Origin of the sequence: Bdellovibrio bacteriovorus, assembly GCF_001592755.1 — a bacterium.
Taxonomy (GTDB): Bacteria; Bdellovibrionota; Bdellovibrionia; order Bdellovibrionales; family Bdellovibrionaceae; genus Bdellovibrio; species Bdellovibrio bacteriovorus_E.
The window spans coordinates 305,687-322,406 of sequence record NZ_LUKF01000017.1; the positions used below are offsets into that span (position 1 = coordinate 305,687).

Consider the following 16,720-nt stretch of genomic DNA (forward strand, 5'->3'; position numbering starts at 1 on the left):
GTTACGACACAGATTACCTTCCTCACAAATTTTAGACTCGACTAGACTAAAAAATAGCCACTATAATCAGACTTACGAGGAACACCGCAACTATGGCAGAAAAGTTTATCAAAATTCAGGCACTTTACGGACTTCTTGAACTTGAGCCCTTCATTCTTTTGGGCTGCTTAATCGCCATCACCTGGGTGTTTTATAAGTTCTTTTTGAAAGAGGCTTCTGAAGAAAGACATCGCAGCATTCGCAATCACTTCAGAACTTTGGTCCGCCATTACATCGTACTTAGTTTTTTGTTTTTAGTTTTTATCTTTCTGCAAACTTCAGAACCGCAAATCGGGAATGTCGCTAAGGTCACGCCTTACATAGCCATCGTCACCTTTCTTTGGGGAAACGTTGTCTTTGTTAAGACCAGTCGACTGATCGTCCTGCAGTATCTTTTCTTAGGCTCAATGAAGCATGGCGTGCCTTTGCTTCTGGTGAATATTTTTTCTTTAATCCTTTCTATCGTGCTTTTATTCTGGGGCGTGACTCACGTCTTTGGTTTGCAAGTCGGTCCTTTGTTGGCCACTTCCGCCGCCGCATCCGTCATTCTGGGTCTGGCTTTGCAGGACACCCTGGGAAATCTTTTTGCCGGAATTTCTTTACAGCTTGATAGAAACTTTGAAATCGGTGACTGGCTTGAAATTGTCAGCGGTATCCAAAAGACGACAGGTCAGGTGCGAGAGATCACTTGGCGTTCCACAACACTTGTGGGTTTTTCAGATGAGTTGATCACCCTCCCCAATCGGTTTATGGCGAATGCCACGATCTCGAATTTCTCTCCACCAGAAACACCCATTGTCCGCAGTCAGGTCTTCCGCTTGGCTTATGGAGAAAATGTCGAGCTGGCAAAACAGGTTCTGGAGCGCACTGTGGCCGGCATTGGTGAAATTCGCGGCATTCCAGCGCCTTGGGCGTATGTGAATGAATCTAACGAAAACTGGATTCAAATTAAAATTATCTACTTCCTGGATAATTACGGCTCGCAATTCAACGTGGGCGATAAGGTTCTTATCCGTGGCATCGAAGCACTTAGAGCGGCGAACTTGAAATTAGCTCGACAAGTGATCGAGTTTTCAGATAGAACCCTGAACCATGAGCACGGTAAACTTTGAGCATCCTTTAGCCATTAAAATTCGTAAACAGATCACTCAAGCCCTGAATGACTTCAATATGATTGAAGATGGCGACAAGGTGATGGTTTGCGTTTCTGGCGGCAAGGACTCAAGCGTTCTTTTGGCCTTACTCACAGAGATCCAACGTCGTTCCGAAAGAAAGTTTCAAGTCGAAGCCGCGATCTTAGATCAAAAGCAACCGGGCTTTGATGCGACAGCCTTTAAAGCCTGGGTTGAAAGCATTGGCGTAAAACTTCATATCGTTGAAAAAGACACGTACTCAATTGTTAAAGAAAAGGTTCAAGGAGCTACGTACTGTTCTTTATGCTCACGTCTTCGTCGCGCCATTTTATATGATTATGCTCATGCGCAAGGTTTCACGAAACTCGCTTTAGGACATCATCGCGATGACGTCGTTCATACCGCTTTATTGAACTTATTTTATGTCGGCACTATGGCGGCGATGCCTGCGAAATTAAAATCCGACGACGAAAGAAATATTTTAGTACGTCCTCTGACTTATGTTTCAGAGCGTGACATTGAGGAGCTTGCCGCTGCTTGGAACTTCCCGATCATTCCTTGCAACCTTTGTGGTTCTCAAGATGGATTAAAACGCCAGCGTATTAAAAAACTAGTGCGTGATCTGGAAAAAGAGATTCCCAATGTTTATGCCTCGATCCAAACAGCGCTTGGCAATATCAAACCAAGTCAGCTGATGGATCAAGAGCTTTGGGATTTCAAAAATCTTAAGGTATCACCTTCTTCACTGCAGGACGAGCGCCCACAGCCTGAGCCCAACGAAGAACTGAAGGTTTAGACTCAAACCATTCCGGTTTCGACTTGATGAAGTTGATCAACCAGGGATAGGTCGCAATGTCGGCGATCGTATAAGTTTCGCCGGCAAGATAGTGATTTTTCTCAAGCTGAATTTCCATCACTCCTAAAAGACGTAACGCTTCTTTTTCAAAACGTTCAATAAATCCTGGATTTTCAGGCTTCAGAGTGTGCTTTCCATAGTGGTAATTTCCAAAAATAGGGCCGATCGCTGACATCTGAAACATCAACCACTGCATGACGTGAGCCTTTTCTTCAAGACTATGACCGAAGAAAGCTTGATGCTTTTCTGCGAGATAATAAAGAATGGCGCCACTTTCAAAAACCGTTGTCTTGTGTTCATAAGAGCCGTCCGTATCGACAATCACCGGGATTTTTCCGTTGGGGTTTCTGGCAATAAAGTCGGCGGACTTTTGCTCTTGTTTTCCAAGATCGATATTGTGCTGGTTGTATGGAATTGCTAATTCCTCAAGCATAAGGGCGACTTTGCGGCCATTGGGCGTTTGCGCCGTGTAGAATTCAATCATGATTCACCTCTAAACACTCAGCATACGCCTGTTGTGATAAAAGGTTACCCCTGACCAGCTGCATCCATGATTGCCGCCAAAGGGTCCCGGTGTTAGCTTGAATACTCTTGTGCGGATATAGCGTAGTTGGTAGCGCGCTTCCTTGACATGGAAGAGGTCACTGGTTCAAGTCCAGTTATTCGCACCATTTCCCTTCCCATATATTTTCCAAAAAAAACAAACTCTGTGTTAGCGCAAAGTGAACGACATCACTCAGGCCTAAATGGACTTTCATTTATCTCAATACCTTGCTTTGCATTAGGGCCCGTGACATTCTTAAAAGCCAAAGTATGGCTAAGATTTTACTCATTGAGGACAATTTAACCAATCAACTGATGGTGAAAGAAACTCTTTCAACACATGACGTGACATGCGCAAACACTTTGAAAGAAGCAACGGTGCATATCACCTCCCCTTTTGATCTGGTGATCCTAGATGTTCAGTTGCCAGACGGAAGTGGTTTTGATTTTTACATGCATCACCACGTTCAGCTGCAAGACATTCCGGTTGTGATCTTAACTTCCCAAAGTGAAGTTACGGATAAGGTCGTAGGCTTTTCTTTAGGCGCTGAAGATTACGTGACGAAGCCCTTTGAACCTCTTGAACTGCGCGCCCGTATTGAAGCTAAGCTTCGCAAGAAAACGAAGCCTCATGACTCTGCCGTATTAAAAGTCGATAGTCTTTATTTCGACCTTACCATGCAAAGACTTACTTGCGAGATCAAGGGCGAAAAGAAACCCATTGAGACAACGTCTATCGAATTCAAAATTCTTTTGTATCTCGCAAAACACAAAGATCAAGTGATCACTCGCCAACAACTTTTAGACCAAGTCTGGGGCGGCAGTACCAGCGTCGTAGATCGCGCCATCGACACCCATATGTCGAAACTTCGCAAGAAACTGGAAGGCACGCCTTGGGAAATTAAATCGGTCTATGGCTCCGGTTATCGCTTCGAAAAACACGGCTAGTCTTATCTATAAAACTCTCAGATTCTTACTGTTGCTGGACAAGCTTTGGATTATTTTTGCGAAACTTTCGCTGCAAAACGTCCTTACGTTAAAGCACAGAAGCGCATTTACTCCTAATCACCTGTGTTAAAATAATTTTGAAAGCAGTCATACGGAGGTGGTTATGAGACAAGCTATCATCGTGGCAGCTCTCCTTATCCTTCCACAATTCGTTCAAGGGGCTCCTGAAGATCCCACGGTTCCGCTTAATGGATCCGCGACAGATGCAATGAAAATTGAAACCCAACGAGACCTAGCCGATCGCGTGGATCGACAGCCGACCAACGCAGAACAAGATCCTTCTCTCGTACCCTGCCCCCAAGTCAGTTATGAAGGACAAAAAGATGAGTTAGCCCGTTTAGAAAATCACAGCACCAACTGCCAACCTGAAGAAGGAGCCATTCAACAAAATCCTAATCCCGATCAGCAACTTCCCGACGCTGAACAAAACCAATCCGGCACTCCAATTCATCTTGAGTAGTTGAAAATAAAAAAGGGGAGCTTTAAGCAAGCTCCCCTTTTTATTTTGTTATTATCGTACTAATTATTTTTTCAAAGCATTCACGATGTAAGAGATGTTCGTGACATCTTCACCGCGGCAACCCGTTTCTGTACATCTATTTGAAACAGTACATTGTTTCGCTCTGTCATATGTGAAATCTTGCGCTCCACGCACCAGAATACCTACCACTTCATGAGTTCTTGCGTTGAAAACCGCAGAACCCGAATTTCCGCCGTAAGTGTCTAGGTTCGATGTAAAGTAAGTCCCTTGTTGAGCACGCACTTGCGCGCCATCAGCCACTTTCGTCGGAAGACCTGAAGGATGACCTACAACGTAGATTGCATCACCTGGTTGCGCTGGTGATTGCGCCAAAGTCAAAACGCGGTGACCACGGACAGGGCGATCCAAACGCACTAGAGCGTAATCTTGAGCACTTGTGTATTCACGTGCCACGATTTCCTTACAACCGTAAACTTCACCTTCAGGCAAAGTCTCTGGTGCTGTTTTAGCGTCTGTCATTTTATAACCGAAGACGAAAGCGTAACGAGAGCAATCCGAAGAACTGATGCAGTGACCTGCTGTCGCAATCAAATCCTCACCCACTAACGAACCAGAACAGTTCGCCGCTGAAGGCTGATCGAAGAAAGGCTCGTCCGAGCAAAGATTCATGCTCGAGCCATAACTTGAAGCCAGAATTTTTACCAAACCATTTCCTTGATTTTGAATATCGCGAGTTGGAATAAGAGCCACTGTAGAATCCGCGATTTCGCGAACGTCGGCTCTGGTTACTTGATAGACGTCGACACGATTGTCGTCGCCATAAATAACTCTGGGCGTGATGTTAACAAATCCAACTGAGAACGTTGCTGCAAGCGCGACAGTCATTGTCGCTACGAATGAATTCCTTTTCACTTTTTCCCCTCTGAATGTTCTTCCTGAACATCCCTCTGATAAAGTCTGAGAAAAGTGAGAATGAAAGACAAACTTTATTTTTTGGTTTTCAGAAGATAATCAAATGCCGTTGCGTAAAGTTTGATTTGCTTAAGCATAGAATGCAGACCATTGGCGCGGCTAGGAGAAAGGTTTCCTTCGAAGCCCAAAGCTTTCAAAAACTCGGGAGGTGTCGATAAAATCTCACTGGGAGTTGCGCCGGAGTAAACATACAACAAAAGTCCAACCAAACCCTTCACAATCAAAGCATCACTATCGCCTTGAAGTTGTATTTGGCCTTGATCATTTAAATTTGCAGAGAGCCAGACTTGCGACTGGCAGCCTTTCACAGCGTTTTGCTCTGTTTTCAAATTCTCTGGCATTTCAGGAAGCGCTTTTCCCATTTCGATGATTTTTTTATAGCGGTCTTCCCACTGATTCATCGCTGAAAAATCTTGGATTACTTTTTGTTGTCTTTCTTGGATGTTCATAACTAAACCACTTTCAATTTCGGCAAGAGAGTGAAAATATCTTCTTCCAGCATCTGTCCTTGCTCACCAATAAGTTCGTGAAAGGACTTCTTGTTCATATTCATCACGACATCGTGGCATTTCTTATAGAAACCTTCTTGATCATCGTAATACCCGTTCCACAGATCTTTGGCCTTGGCCTCTGGAAGCACCCAGGATTTTTTTTCAGCGGCCGTTCCATCGTAGCGATTGTGATAGTCTAAAAGATCCATGATTTGACGAGGCGAAAAATCTAACATCACCAAAGCTTCTTCTAAAAGCGCGAGCTCCACATACCAAAGATAGTTGCTCATTTTTTCCCAGAACTTAATTCCAGGTTTTCCGTAAGAGCTTTTGCAGAAGAAGGTCGTACAAACAACACCGCGATTGCGCCACACATTGCAGTTTTGTTTTTCTTTGTTGTAGTAAGGGCAAAGCCAGTCTTCGCGCTGACCGAACTCCCCTTCCGTGCGGTTATTAAACTCAACCTGGTATTTTACAGGCGCTACCATCCCAATCGGCAGAGCGTATTCGCGACGAGCGATTTTATCTCGGAAAATGCGATGAGCTTCTGTTGAAGACTCTTCTTTCAACAATGCTCCGATCATGAAATTTGCGAGGAACGGATGAAAGGTGCAGCACTTTAAATCCTCGCGATAATGAACTTTGCCTTTATGGCGGGGACGAGACATCGCACACGAGTCGCAGGTCGCTTTATTTTCTTCGGGAGAAAACTCCAGAATCTCTCGGGGTAAGAGACTTTCATAGACTCGTGGCAATTGGTACTTTAATAACATTCTTTACATTTTCAGGCGACAGCGGTCGGTCAATTTAAGCTTTAACTGCTTCATTGTATCAAACCTTTGCAGACTGTCGTCCCACTTCCATACGAAGGTTTGGCAATTCACGAAATAAGGAAAAGCCACATCACCCTCTGCCGCATAGCTGCTTGCATAGACGAAATCAGGGACCAGGGTCTTAACCAAAGTTTCAACAGCGGAATAACTCAAGATTCTGGCTTTTTCCAGCTCAAAAGAAATCTCTAAAGGAGTTACAAAGCCTGTCTGGCCATTGTGCAGAGCTGCGCCCCACTCTACAAAGGAATTGCGGTTATAAACGATACGAATGAATTGGTGAAACTCAATGCCCTGATTTGCGTACTCTTGAGCCAGTTGCGCATAAATATCAGCGTCTTGTTCGCCGTTATCGCCAATAAGAATCACTTTGCGAGGACGGTGTTCTTCCATGAGCTTGCGCAAGTTCGTGATTTTATGAACATCGCTATCATATTCGGTTTTTCCAATATAGGTTCCAGCCGGATAGTTCCCGTTTTTGAGGAAATTGCGGTGTGTGCGCCCCATAAACCATTCCGGCGCTTTCGAAAGATAAACCACTTGAATGTCAGAGTTCTCTTTTACAATCTGGTGATAAAGAGCATTCATCCCTAAGAAACGGCTTTTATCGTCAAAGGCATAGCGAGCGGCTTCACTGAGGTCCTTCACATTCGCTAACTTGATCGTGTCATCCACGTCGCTCACGAACAGGGTCTGAGCTTGAGAGGATAAAGAAACAATGAATATCAGAAATGCGATAAAGTTTTTCATGCGTCTTCCTCTTAAATACCTTGCTCGTCAAACCACATCACGAAGCGCTCCGGTGTGGCATGAATCGCAAAAGTCTGAGCCTCATCTTTGAAAGCAAAAAGTCCATTTTCAGAGTGAAACTGTTCAAACAAGGCCTTGGCTTCAGCGCCGCGAACTTCAAAGCGAGCCTTCCCCGGACCAATACGCGCGACATTGGATTTATGAATGTAGATCGCACAGTGGTAATTGTTTTCCGCTTTTTTAGCACAAATGAAATTCAGAACTTTTTTGGGAGCCTCTAGGGATTTTCCACGCCCCAACATAGAATCCTGTTCAGGACGATCCATCGCCAAGTAAAGCTCTTGAGGGGTGCCATCCACCGTTCCATCAACACTGTTTGACGCGATATTGATGATCATCTGCATGCCTAGATATCGACCGCTGGTCACGGCCCATGAACTAGAAACGCCAAAGCTCAAAATCAAAAATAGAAGAATTCTCATCGACACATCCCTTGTCTAAAGTTTATTCATTCGCCTTCCTCAGACTGTCACTGTCAGGCCCAGAAGACGCCCTATCTAGAACTCCCAAAATGAGACTATATTCCATTGTAATATTCAACACTTATACCGTCTCATCATGGGGCGCCATGCTATACCGTGGCCCATCGCTTGCTCTTCTACAAGGCAAGACGGAAATCCTTAAACAGGAGGGACTTATGAAAACGCTTCTAACTATCGCAATCTTGGCTTTCTCTTGCACTTCGTTTGCTTGGAAAAGCTCTGAAGCTCCTTCAAAAGAATATGTCTTTAAGTACAAATTGGCGGGCCAGTCGCTCGAGATCAAACGCGCAGCTGCCAGCTATGAGGACGCTTATGAACAAGCGGCTCAACAGTGCTTTAATTTCTATAGAGGTCGTGGCCCAGTCGCTGAAGAACGCGGACTAGATATCATCGACGTTTGCGCAAACCCACGCTCTTAAGACTTTTGACAAGCAGCATAAGTTCTTCGATTCCGTCTTTCCCTTCTGGCCGCTCCTCGCTTATATTAGAGCCTTATCTAAGGAGCGGTTTTAATGGGAGTTCTAAAAGCCATCGGCGATTTTTTATTTGGTAAAGATCCTGATATCTTCGACGAAAAAGGAAATGTTTCACACAAACTTCCTAAAAAGAAATGGGAAGCTTGGCACAATCGTACAAAGACAGATCCACAGTACAATTGGCGTAATCACACCGGCATCACCGGTGCGACTAAAAAGAAAAACAGCAACTAAAGCTGATACTTCTGCCTCAAGTTCGCGATCAGCTCTTGAGGCTCGCTTCCTAAAGACTTCACGGTAAAGATATCGTCGACCTGACGGCCCCAAGTATGAACACGGGCACTCTTAATACTGACACCCAATTCACTTAAAGACTTCGCCGCTGAGGCCAAGAGCCCTGACTGATCTGGTCCTTTAAAGCTGATCACCCATTCTTTTTCATCCGCACTAACAAGTTGAATCGACTCAAACTTCACGGCCGGAATATTCTTCGACTGCACTTGCGTGTTTTCTAAAATCTTTGTCAGCTGTTGAATGTTTCGAGTTGTCGATACTTGAAACCAGTCATACACGCCCACTTTAGAAAGCGTATGAATCGAGGCATGGCGAATGCCCAAGCCCAGGGAATACAATTGCCCCACATAATCACTTAAAAGCCCTTTACGGTCTTTTTTCTCGTGGAAGCGTATCCACACTTCCCCTTTGCGCGTTTTGTAAACCAAAGGCGCCAAAGAGCCTTCAGCGTGTTCTGCTTTTTTAAGATCGTTGACGAGGTCTTTAATAGCCAGACTGTCTAATAAAACAGGGCCCAATTCCTCGATCACTTCTGAAGATAGTTGCAACTTCTTACGCAAACGCAGAGTTTGAAAATCGAAGTAGTCTTGCGCTTTTTTAGATTCCAGGCTGACGACTAAATCGCGCAACAGTTTGGCCTTCCATTCGTTCCAGGCCTCTGGGTTCGTTGCACGAATATCGATGGCGGTGAATAAAGCCAGACGATAAAGCCTTGCTCCCTCAACCCCCTTGTCCCGCAAATCCTGCCACACTTTGGGGTCTTTCGGATTTTTTCTAAAAGCAGCCTGAGAAATTTCCAGATGATTTTTCACCATCCACTTCACTTCATCCGTGAACAACTTTGAGAAACCATAAGACTTAAAATCTCGTTCAACGATGGTCACGCCAAGATCCGAATGGTGGTCTCCACTTTCAAGGCCTTTTGCTAAATCATGATACAGACAGCTCCAAGAAAGAATGCGCCAGTCCTCTTTCGTGAGTTTTTGGTGCAAAGACTTTAATGGTCCTAGCTGAGATGATTTTTTATAGATACGTTTTACTTCACGGCACGCCTGCATGATATGAGAGTCGGCTGTAAAACGATGATACTGATCGTGCTGAACATAACCCACTAAGCGGCGGATTTCAGGCACGAGCTTATCAATCAAACGCGAGCGAAAAATACTTACCAAAAACTCATCTGTCGCTTTAATATCAAGAATAGATTCTAGAACTTGCCCACGTCGTTTCGCCAAGGACTTCACTTTGGCATCGGGTAAAAGACTGTCCAAGTTTTCACGCACTTTTTTCTGCACTAAAACGCTAGAGTTCTTATGTAACGCAAGCGAAAGATCCTCGAACTTTTTAAATTCGAATCGCTCTAGTTTTTTTAGTTCTTTCTCTGAAGACTCGGCAACTTCCACAATCCAGTCTGAATAAAAATGCACGCGCGATAGACCGCGCTGTAAATCACGCATAAAATCTTTATGCGTTTTAAATCCCATCCATTTCGCAAGATCAAACTGTACTGCATTGGAAAGAATATCGCCATGACCTTCCAGGTGCAGCTTCTGACGAATATTTAAAAAATAATTGCGATAGTAATGAAGAACATTCAGTGCATGTCCAGGGTGCGTGAACTTTTCGGCGAAGAGCTCGTAAATCTGCAAACCTTGTTCAAGATCGCGAAGTCCGCCGGGACCAAATTTAAGATTAGGCTCGAGATAATTTGTGATGGAATCAAAGCGCTTTGCGCGATTTTTTCTTTCTTCTTTGACGGCCTTTAAAAGAATCCGGCGATAGTAGTTCTTTTTCGACCAGATCTTTTTTTGCTGTTCAAAAAGTTTTTGGGCGCCTTCAGGGGTCCAGGGACGAGCTTTTAATAAAGCGAGAATATCAAAGGCCTCGACGTTTTCAGTCCAATCCGAAGGATTATGAGGCATGCGATAGCGAAGCTTAAGGCCTTGCTCATTGGCCTTATCGACGAAGAGTTTTACTTTTTCTTCATCGCCACAGAAAAGAACATCGATATCCGATTTGGGACTTAATTCACCCCGGGCCCAAGATCCTAAAATAATGGGATGACACTTTTCCCACTCGGGGGAGCTTTTAAAAATCTCTTCCAGGCGCGCCGACAGCCAACCCGAAAAGTTTTCGGCTGAAAAGCAAAACACCTGACGAACATCTCCGTCAGGTGTCATAAGTGGTGGTGTTAAAACCTCTTGCGCTTGCTCCCACTGAGTTGAAGACAAAAAAGATCTTGTTGCCATCGTGGCTACACTTCCTGTCCGTTACGAGCGACGATTTCTTTCCACTTCGCGATCTGGTTCATGGCATCCAGTGGACTCATCTGCATCAACGGGTATTTTTCCACTTCCGCCATCAAGCTTTTGATTTCTTCAGGTAAAGTAAATGTCGTGATTGGATCTACGTCCATCGCTGGAGTATCACTATGCAATTGATCTAAAAGTGAAAGCTGACTGGAAGCTTGAACACGTTTTGATTCAATATCACGCAAAAGACCTTTGGCTCTTTTTGTCACAGAAGCAGGAAGTCCTGCTAATTCTGCCACTTGCACCCCGTAAGATTTTAATGCCGGGCCTTTCACCAACGTGTGAAGGAAACGGATTTCACCGTTTCGTTCGGCCACCGTCATGTGAGCGTTTGTGATCTGACCAAAACTTTGATCTAACGACGTCAGCTCATGGTAGTGAGTCGCAAAGAAAGTCAGAGCTTTTGTTTCACTCAATAAGTGTTCAAGAATCGACTGCGCCAAGCACATGCCATCAAACGTGCTTGTACCACGACCAACTTCATCTAGGATCACCAAAGAATCTTTCGTCGCATTTTTTAGCATCGCGGAAGTTTCTGTCATCTCCACCATGAATGTAGAAAGACCTTCTGACAACTGGTCGCTGGCACCAATACGCGTGAAGATCGCATCAAAGACCGGGATCGAAACTTCATCTGCCGGGACGAAAGAACCCATTTGCGCCATAATAGCGATCAAAGCCACTTGTCTCATCAACGTCGATTTACCAGCCATATTCGGGCCCGTTAATAACAGGCAAGAGTGAGGGCGAAGTTCGATGTCGTTAGCAACGAAGTTCTTTTTCACGGTTTGCTCAACCACCGGGTGACGGCTGGCTCTTAATTTTAACGAACCATCTGTCGTGAATTGAGGACGTACGTATTTTTCTTCCAAACTCAGCCATGCCAAGCCTGAAACCACGTCGACCTCGCTACATTCATGAGCCAGCGTCAGTAAAGCCGGGCATTGCGCCAGAATCTCTTTTCTTAAGGCTTCAAAAAATTCAAATTCCAGATCAGCGCGCTTCGTATTGGCACTCAGAACTTTTCTTTCTAGTTCAACAAGCTCGTCGGTGCAGTAGCGTTCCGCATTGGTCAAAGTTTGTTTTCTTTGATAGTGCGCTGGCGCCTTGTCTTTGTGTGTATTCGTGATTTCGATATAATAACCGAAAACATTGTTATAGCGGATTTTAAGACTGGAAATACCGGTCTTTTCTTTTTCTTCCGCTTCCATGCGCGCCACCAAAGCTTGCGAATGAGTCGAAAGTTCAATCAACTCATCCAGCTCCGCAGAAACACCCTGACGAATCAAATAACCTTGCTTTGTTGCTAAAGGTGGATCTTCAACCAACGTGCGCTCAATCTTGTAAGCAAGATCACGCAAAGGTTCAAAGTTCGCCGTCCCCCCGGAAGCATGCACTAAAACTTCAAGCGCGCTGATACCGGCGTGAACACTTCCTGCCAAAGCTAAAAGATCTCGACCGTTGCATTGGGGTTGCGAGATTTTTCCAAGACGTCTTTCAATATCCCCCATTTGTCCCAGGATTTGACGAACCCGTTTTAACTCTAGAACGTGACTGCGCCAGAACTCCACAGAGGTAAGACGTTGTTCAATGGCCTTTGTATCGCGCAACGGGAAACTCAACCACTGACGAAGAAGACGACTTCCCGCAGACGTTTGCGTGCGGTTGATGGCGTGAAAAAGACTTCCCAGACCTTCACCTTTGTAAGTCGAAAAAACTTCCAAGTGACGAAGAACTGTTCCAGAAATTTCAAGACGGTGCTCAAGATCTCTTTCCACAAACGGCGAAAGCGTCTTGATAGACTCTTCACCTGAAAGCTGCGTGACATAAGAAACCAGACGAGCCGCCGACAAAGGTGCGCTGTTTTTTAATAAATCATGAAGAGCCTCTGCGACATCTTCATGGAAGCTAATAAGAACGCCATCAAGACCTTTCAGCAAGGCCTCGTCGTCTTTAGAAATCACAATCTCAGCTACCGGAAGAATTTGTAAGAAACGCAAAAGCTCTGTTGTTTTTTGCGATCTAAAGAAAAAAGCTTCGCCGGTTGTCGTATCTAAGAAGCTGATAGACTCGTTATCCAAACTCACAAGGTAGTGAGGCTTGGTTCCGTCCAAAGTATCAGAGTCATAAACCATGCCCGGAGTCAGGACTCGCGTGACACCTCTTTTGACGATACCTTTTGCCATCTTGGGATCTTCCAACTGATCACAGATCGCAACCTTGAAGCCTGCCGCTAAAAGTTTATTGATCGGACCGGCGATAGAATGATGAGGCACTCCGCACATCGGAGTTTCATCAGCCGATTTTTTATTTCTTTGTGTTAGCGCGATTCCCAAGACCGGCGCTGCTTTCACAGCATCATCGAAGAACATCTCAAAGAAGTCTCCCATGCGGAATAGAAGAATTTTATCTTGGTGAACGGACTTGATGTCCCAGAACTGTTTCATGAGCGGAGTAAGATTTGACATAGCCCAAAAAGTTAACGAAGGCGGGGCAGCAATTCACTCAAAAACGCATCGCATCCGTGAGGGAAAATAGGGCTTTAAAAACGAAAACCGCACTCATAAAGAGTGCGGCGCGTTAGCTATTTCTCTGGAGTGTTCGTATTCACCCATTTTTCGACGATGGCCCGCATTTTAGATGACATCAAGCCCTCTCGTGGCATGGGCGCGTTGGCGTCGTTAATCCTTAGAAGGATTTTTGCGGCCTTGGATTTCGACTGGGAATAACTGCTTAAATCTAAGCCACCCTGACTGCTAGCTCCTTGATGGCACGAGAAACACTGACTGCGGAAAACTCCCAAGTTGACGTCGCTTGAAATCAGCTGAGCAAAAGTGACTTTTTCCGGTGTCGTATCTACAGGCACGGTCACATCAGAGCCCGTTCCACACTTCGTCGAAGCATCGACTTTTTCAATAGAGCTAAACTGCAAGGCAAATTTGTCAGTTGTTTTACGGGAAGCTAAAACGATCAGCTGCGCATTTCCAACCGGTGCTAGATTTAAAGAAACATTCGGGCAGATAACCGCATCAATGCCTCGATAGACAGTGGCGGCATCGTTAAGAACGTTATTGACGTAAAAGAACAAACCTTTCACTCGATATTTTGCACTTCCGGAAGCAATTCCCATCGTTGGATTTTTAATCGCATATCCAACTTCAGTAGTACCCACCTTCGCGACCTGGACTTCTACAGAAATCGTTAAAGGAAATTTTGCAGCATTCGTTGGCATATCGGCGGCGGTGTTCATATTCCAAGAAAGTTTAGACCAATAAGTCGTATCTGATTTTTTATTCACAATATTCGCATCGGCCTTATTTCCAGTCACAACGGACTTATCTTCTACATCACTTCCTTTACACTGTGCCCATGCCGTCACCGCATTTTCCCAATCCGCTTTTAAGCTGCTGATGGTCCCGTTGTGGTGAGCCCCCGTTGATGGAGGATTGTGATTTGCACTGATCGCATTGGCGGAAACCGCTTGATAACCTTTGTCGCGGAAAACCTGATAGGAAGATAAAGAGTTTTTTGAAGCAAATGCCGGCGCTTCGTGCTCCCCATTGTGGCAGCCCGCGCAGTTATTCTTTAAAAAGACATAGTAGCCCGCACCAAACTTCGCATACAGCTGATCTTCGCAGATATCACCTGTGCTCTGTTCTTCAGATGATTCATCATCCGATAAAGATTCATCCACAGGAAGACTGCTGCCTGAGTTGAGTTGCACGGCTTTTGTATCTAATACGAAACCTTCTCCTAGGTTCTGACCGCAGTTTTGAAATGCAATCACCAGAAGAAAACTTCCTGATACAATCCCTAATACTTTAAGAGCTTGTGTTCTTTTCATTCCCAGATTCCCCATTCCCCTAACGAACCCGAACTCACGAACTTCTTTAAGATGCTTTGAGTTTTACAACTTTTTCAACGTCATCGTTTTGCAGTGTTGCCGGAGCTAGCTGCTTAAAGATTCCAAGCTTGTTATTAAGACTTAAGTAATTTGCAAGCACCGTCGCCGCTACGTAATCAGGACGTGAACCAACAAGCGTCGTCGTATCAACGCTCTGATCACTTAAGTAGTGTCCGATCTGATTTCCCGTGGAAGCCAGTTTTCCTTGCGGATGATAAGCGATGATAAACTGCAATGAAGAGCTGTAATCGCTTGACCAGATGGCTGTCGAAGATTCTGATTCTTCAGAAACGCAGGCTCCATCTGTCGTCACCAAAATAAACAATGACTTTTTCATGCGGTGAGCAAGTTCAATCATGCGACCGATTTGTTGACCGGCGGCGAAGTCGCGCTGATCAGCCACGGTTCTTAAACCGGGTGAATGATAGTCATAACCACCCAAAGTGATGCGACCGTGAGAAACGTTGCCATTTAAAGCATTGAAAACAACACCCGCCGTGATAGCACTGGCATTGTTAGCGGCTGTGGAAGCATTGATTCCATAAACAGCTTGAGCCAATGCATCCTTACGGGGATCAACACCGGCAGCGCCACCCGCCTTAATAATATCACCGGACTTGATCCCTGCTTCTTGAAGAGCGACTTTGATACCGTCGTCTTTGGCATTCAGTTTTGCCACTTGGGATTGAGTCATCTTGCCAATGAAACTGCTCAGTTTTTCTTTTTGAGGCTTTGAAAGTAGACCGTTATCAGCCAAGACGCTGGAATAATTCAAAGCGCCGAACATCGAGTCTAAACTTGCCAATTCCAAAACCGAGTTCGGTGCATTAAACACGGGCTTGATGTTTTCACTTGCTGTTCCTTGATGCACAGTTGGAAGGATCTTTCCGACCAAACCGGCTCTTTCAAGAGGACCTGAAAGATCATAGAAAGGGCGAAGTGCTGATTGACCGTTGGTATCGTTAGCCGTATTCGTACACAGAGCAACCAGACGAGATCTTCCTAAAGCCTCTGTGGAACACACAGCTTTGATACCTTTATGAAGCTGCGATGAGGAAGCAAAGTCAGCCCCCATAAGTTTTTCGGTGCCAAACCCTGCCTTACCTAGACCTAGCTTTGTATAGGATTTTAAAAGACTGCCACCGGCATCTTTCACGACGAAGTTTCCGTGCAGAGCTGCTCCACCACTTAGACTTAAAGTTACAAAAGGCATCATTGGTGTTGTTTGTGCGACGGCTTTTTCAGCCATGGTTAAAATAGAAGTCACCGCACCCGGTACTGCCACGCGAGCCGCAAAGGAAAGAACTCCAGCTTCTAACAACTCACGACGTGAAAGTCGAAGTCCTGTCGAGGCCTCATTTGGGTTTTCTAGAATTTTTTTAAGTTTATCGTTCTTCATAACTCCCCCAATTCCCCGCGCGTCCTACAACAAGTAGGATTCAGGCACCGATAACATTCCTGAACAAATAAAGATCGCGAGCTTGTCGGTTTCCGCTGCTTTCCCCATCGCAGCAGAATCCAGAGTGCTGTAGTACTCATCGATCGTTTTAGAAAACATTGTCAGCTCTTCGCTGCTGGGTTTGCGCATCCAGAAGCGATCGGCCATTGTGATATAGGTGTTCAATGCACCCAGCTTCCCGTAAGAGCTAGGGCCTTTGCTGAAATCAATAAATCTGAAAATATCGCGGGTGCCTTTTTTCTCTTTATTCACCGCTTGCTTACAAACCACAGCGGCAAGTGATGTCATGGCAATGATCGCTGGAGAATTCACCAGCGCAATATCGTTCTGTGACGCCAAAAGATTGCGACGATAATTGATCTCGGCATTCACCTCAGTTTGATTGATATCACTAGGTTTTAAATCCAAAAGAGACATCATTGATTCCAAAGTTTGTTTGGCATCCGTAGGCGCACCGTCAATCGCACTTTCTGCTTTCGAGTTCGTGGAATCAACAGAGTGGCCTTCTGGCATCGCCGCTTCTAAACTTGCAAAGTCTGCTTGCTCTGCGCAGTTCTGAAAGGCCATTCCTACAAACAAGAAAGAAAAGGTCATACCAATAGTTAAAGAGATTTTTTTCTTCAAGTTCAT

17 protein-coding genes and 1 tRNA gene are annotated in these 16,720 nt (G+C 45.1%); 7 read left to right on the plus strand and 11 right to left on the minus strand.

Translation table 11 applies throughout. The features are described from left to right. The first annotated feature begins 92 nt into the window (after positions 1-92). Together AZI85_RS13875 and ttcA are read left to right on the plus strand one after the other, a co-directional pair. Positions 93-1,151, plus strand: coding sequence for a mechanosensitive ion channel family protein (locus AZI85_RS13875; protein WP_063244621.1), 1,059 nt, complete (start codon positions 93-95; stop codon positions 1,149-1,151). Continuing rightward, entirely contained in the window at positions 1,132-1,968 is an 837-nt protein-coding gene (gene ttcA / locus AZI85_RS13880) for a tRNA 2-thiocytidine(32) synthetase TtcA (protein WP_063244622.1), read from the plus strand. Before AZI85_RS13875 ends, ttcA begins: the two co-directional genes overlap by 20 nt. Here ttcA and AZI85_RS13885 read toward each other — a convergent pair. Further along, a complete protein-coding gene (locus AZI85_RS13885) occupies positions 1,898-2,512 on the minus strand; it encodes a glutathione S-transferase family protein (RefSeq protein ID WP_063244623.1) in 615 nt (204 codons plus the stop codon). The genes ttcA and AZI85_RS13885 overlap by 71 nt on opposite strands. Positions 2,513-2,623: 111 nt before the next feature. Between AZI85_RS13885 and AZI85_RS13890 the strand changes: the two genes are divergently transcribed. From AZI85_RS13890 to AZI85_RS13900, 3 genes are all read left to right on the plus strand, one after another. After that, positions 2,624-2,699 (plus strand) — tRNA-Val (locus AZI85_RS13890). Positions 2,700-2,841: 142 nt separating this feature from the next. Then, the gene (locus tag AZI85_RS13895) at positions 2,842-3,519 is read left to right on the plus strand and encodes a response regulator transcription factor (RefSeq protein ID WP_063244624.1); all 678 of its coding nucleotides are present in this window, start codon (positions 2,842-2,844) and stop codon (positions 3,517-3,519) included. Positions 3,520-3,682: 163 nt separating this feature from the next. Continuing rightward, on the plus strand, positions 3,683-4,039 hold the full coding sequence (locus tag AZI85_RS13900) for a hypothetical protein (protein ID WP_063244625.1): 357 nt from the start codon (positions 3,683-3,685) through the stop codon (positions 4,037-4,039). A gap of 63 nt (positions 4,040-4,102) precedes the next feature. On the opposite strand, the gene AZI85_RS13905 is transcribed toward AZI85_RS13900, so the two are convergent. The 5 genes from AZI85_RS13905 to AZI85_RS13925 form a co-directional block, all read right to left on the minus strand. Beyond that, positions 4,103-4,972 (minus strand): trypsin-like serine peptidase, encoded by an 870-nt coding sequence (locus tag AZI85_RS13905; protein WP_063244626.1) that lies wholly within the window; start codon positions 4,970-4,972, stop codon positions 4,103-4,105. A gap of 74 nt (positions 4,973-5,046) precedes the next feature. Beyond that, positions 5,047-5,481 carry a SufE family protein gene (locus tag AZI85_RS13910; protein WP_063244627.1) on the minus strand — a complete coding sequence of 145 codons (435 nt, stop codon included), beginning with the start codon at positions 5,479-5,481 and terminating at the stop codon, positions 5,047-5,049. Between the two features lie 2 nt (positions 5,482-5,483). After that, positions 5,484-6,296, minus strand: a complete 813-nt coding sequence (locus AZI85_RS13915) for a hypothetical protein (RefSeq protein ID WP_063244628.1) — start codon at positions 6,294-6,296, stop codon at positions 5,484-5,486. 3 nt (positions 6,297-6,299) lie between these two features. Further along, positions 6,300-7,103, minus strand: a complete 804-nt coding sequence (locus AZI85_RS13920; RefSeq protein WP_063244629.1) for a phosphatase domain-containing protein — start codon at positions 7,101-7,103, stop codon at positions 6,300-6,302. An 11-nt stretch (positions 7,104-7,114) separates the two neighbouring features. Next, entirely contained in the window at positions 7,115-7,585 is a 471-nt protein-coding gene (locus tag AZI85_RS13925) for a hypothetical protein (RefSeq protein WP_063244630.1), read from the minus strand. 215 nt (positions 7,586-7,800) lie between these two features. Between AZI85_RS13925 and AZI85_RS13930 the strand changes: the two genes are divergently transcribed. Further along, positions 7,801-8,064 carry a hypothetical protein gene (locus tag AZI85_RS13930; protein WP_063244631.1) on the plus strand — a complete coding sequence of 88 codons (264 nt, stop codon included), beginning with the start codon at positions 7,801-7,803 and terminating at the stop codon, positions 8,062-8,064. A gap of 93 nt (positions 8,065-8,157) precedes the next feature. Further along, positions 8,158-8,355, plus strand: coding sequence for a hypothetical protein (locus AZI85_RS13935; protein WP_063207442.1), 198 nt, complete (start codon positions 8,158-8,160; stop codon positions 8,353-8,355). Here the strand turns inward: AZI85_RS13935 and AZI85_RS13940 are convergent. The 5 genes from AZI85_RS13940 to AZI85_RS13960 form a co-directional block, all read right to left on the minus strand. Beyond that, on the minus strand, positions 8,352-10,664 hold the full coding sequence (locus AZI85_RS13940) for an HD domain-containing protein (RefSeq protein ID WP_063244632.1): 2,313 nt from the start codon (positions 10,662-10,664) through the stop codon (positions 8,352-8,354). The two genes, AZI85_RS13935 and AZI85_RS13940, sit on opposite strands and share 4 nt — an antisense overlap. 5 nt (positions 10,665-10,669) lie before the next feature. Beyond that, entirely contained in the window at positions 10,670-13,195 is a 2,526-nt protein-coding gene (gene mutS / locus AZI85_RS13945; RefSeq protein ID WP_063244633.1) for a DNA mismatch repair protein MutS, read from the minus strand. 116 nt (positions 13,196-13,311) lie between these two features. Continuing rightward, positions 13,312-14,571 (minus strand): hypothetical protein, encoded by a 1,260-nt coding sequence (locus tag AZI85_RS13950; RefSeq protein ID WP_063244634.1) that lies wholly within the window; start codon positions 14,569-14,571, stop codon positions 13,312-13,314. A gap of 46 nt (positions 14,572-14,617) precedes the next feature. Then, positions 14,618-16,030 carry a hypothetical protein gene (locus tag AZI85_RS13955; protein ID WP_063244635.1) on the minus strand — a complete coding sequence of 471 codons (1,413 nt, stop codon included), beginning with the start codon at positions 16,028-16,030 and terminating at the stop codon, positions 14,618-14,620. 24 nt (positions 16,031-16,054) lie between these two features. Continuing rightward, positions 16,055-16,720, minus strand: a complete 666-nt coding sequence (locus AZI85_RS13960; protein WP_063244636.1) for a hypothetical protein — start codon at positions 16,718-16,720, stop codon at positions 16,055-16,057.

Bases quoted from the DNA above. Each gene is read 5' to 3' on its own strand.
- AZI85_RS13940 (WP_063244632.1), bottom strand. From the start codon at position 10,664: ATGGCAACAAGATCTTTTTTGTCTTCAACTCAGTGGGAGCAAGCGCAA.
- AZI85_RS13935 (WP_063207442.1), top strand. From the start codon at position 8,158: ATGGGAGTTCTAAAAGCCATCGGCGATTTTTTATTTGGTAAAGATCCT.
- AZI85_RS13950 (WP_063244634.1), bottom strand. From the start codon at position 14,571: ATGAAAAGAACACAAGCTCTTAAAGTATTAGGGATTGTATCAGGAAGT.
- AZI85_RS13895 (WP_063244624.1), top strand. From the start codon at position 2,842: ATGGCTAAGATTTTACTCATTGAGGACAATTTAACCAATCAACTGATG.
- AZI85_RS13900 (WP_063244625.1), top strand. From the start codon at position 3,683: ATGAGACAAGCTATCATCGTGGCAGCTCTCCTTATCCTTCCACAATTC.
- AZI85_RS13875 (WP_063244621.1), top strand. From the start codon at position 93: ATGGCAGAAAAGTTTATCAAAATTCAGGCACTTTACGGACTTCTTGAA.
- AZI85_RS13960 (WP_063244636.1), bottom strand. From the start codon at position 16,720: ATGAACTTGAAGAAAAAAATCTCTTTAACTATTGGTATGACCTTTTCT.
- AZI85_RS13915 (WP_063244628.1), bottom strand. From the start codon at position 6,296: ATGTTATTAAAGTACCAATTGCCACGAGTCTATGAAAGTCTCTTACCC.
- AZI85_RS13930 (WP_063244631.1), top strand. From the start codon at position 7,801: ATGAAAACGCTTCTAACTATCGCAATCTTGGCTTTCTCTTGCACTTCG.
- ttcA (WP_063244622.1), top strand. From the start codon at position 1,132: ATGAGCACGGTAAACTTTGAGCATCCTTTAGCCATTAAAATTCGTAAA.
- mutS (WP_063244633.1), bottom strand. From the start codon at position 13,195: ATGTCAAATCTTACTCCGCTCATGAAACAGTTCTGGGACATCAAGTCC.
- AZI85_RS13920 (WP_063244629.1), bottom strand. From the start codon at position 7,103: ATGAAAAACTTTATCGCATTTCTGATATTCATTGTTTCTTTATCCTCT.
- AZI85_RS13925 (WP_063244630.1), bottom strand. From the start codon at position 7,585: ATGAGAATTCTTCTATTTTTGATTTTGAGCTTTGGCGTTTCTAGTTCA.
- AZI85_RS13910 (WP_063244627.1), bottom strand. From the start codon at position 5,481: ATGAACATCCAAGAAAGACAACAAAAAGTAATCCAAGATTTTTCAGCG.
- AZI85_RS13885 (WP_063244623.1), bottom strand. From the start codon at position 2,512: ATGATTGAATTCTACACGGCGCAAACGCCCAATGGCCGCAAAGTCGCC.
- AZI85_RS13955 (WP_063244635.1), bottom strand. From the start codon at position 16,030: ATGAAGAACGATAAACTTAAAAAAATTCTAGAAAACCCAAATGAGGCC.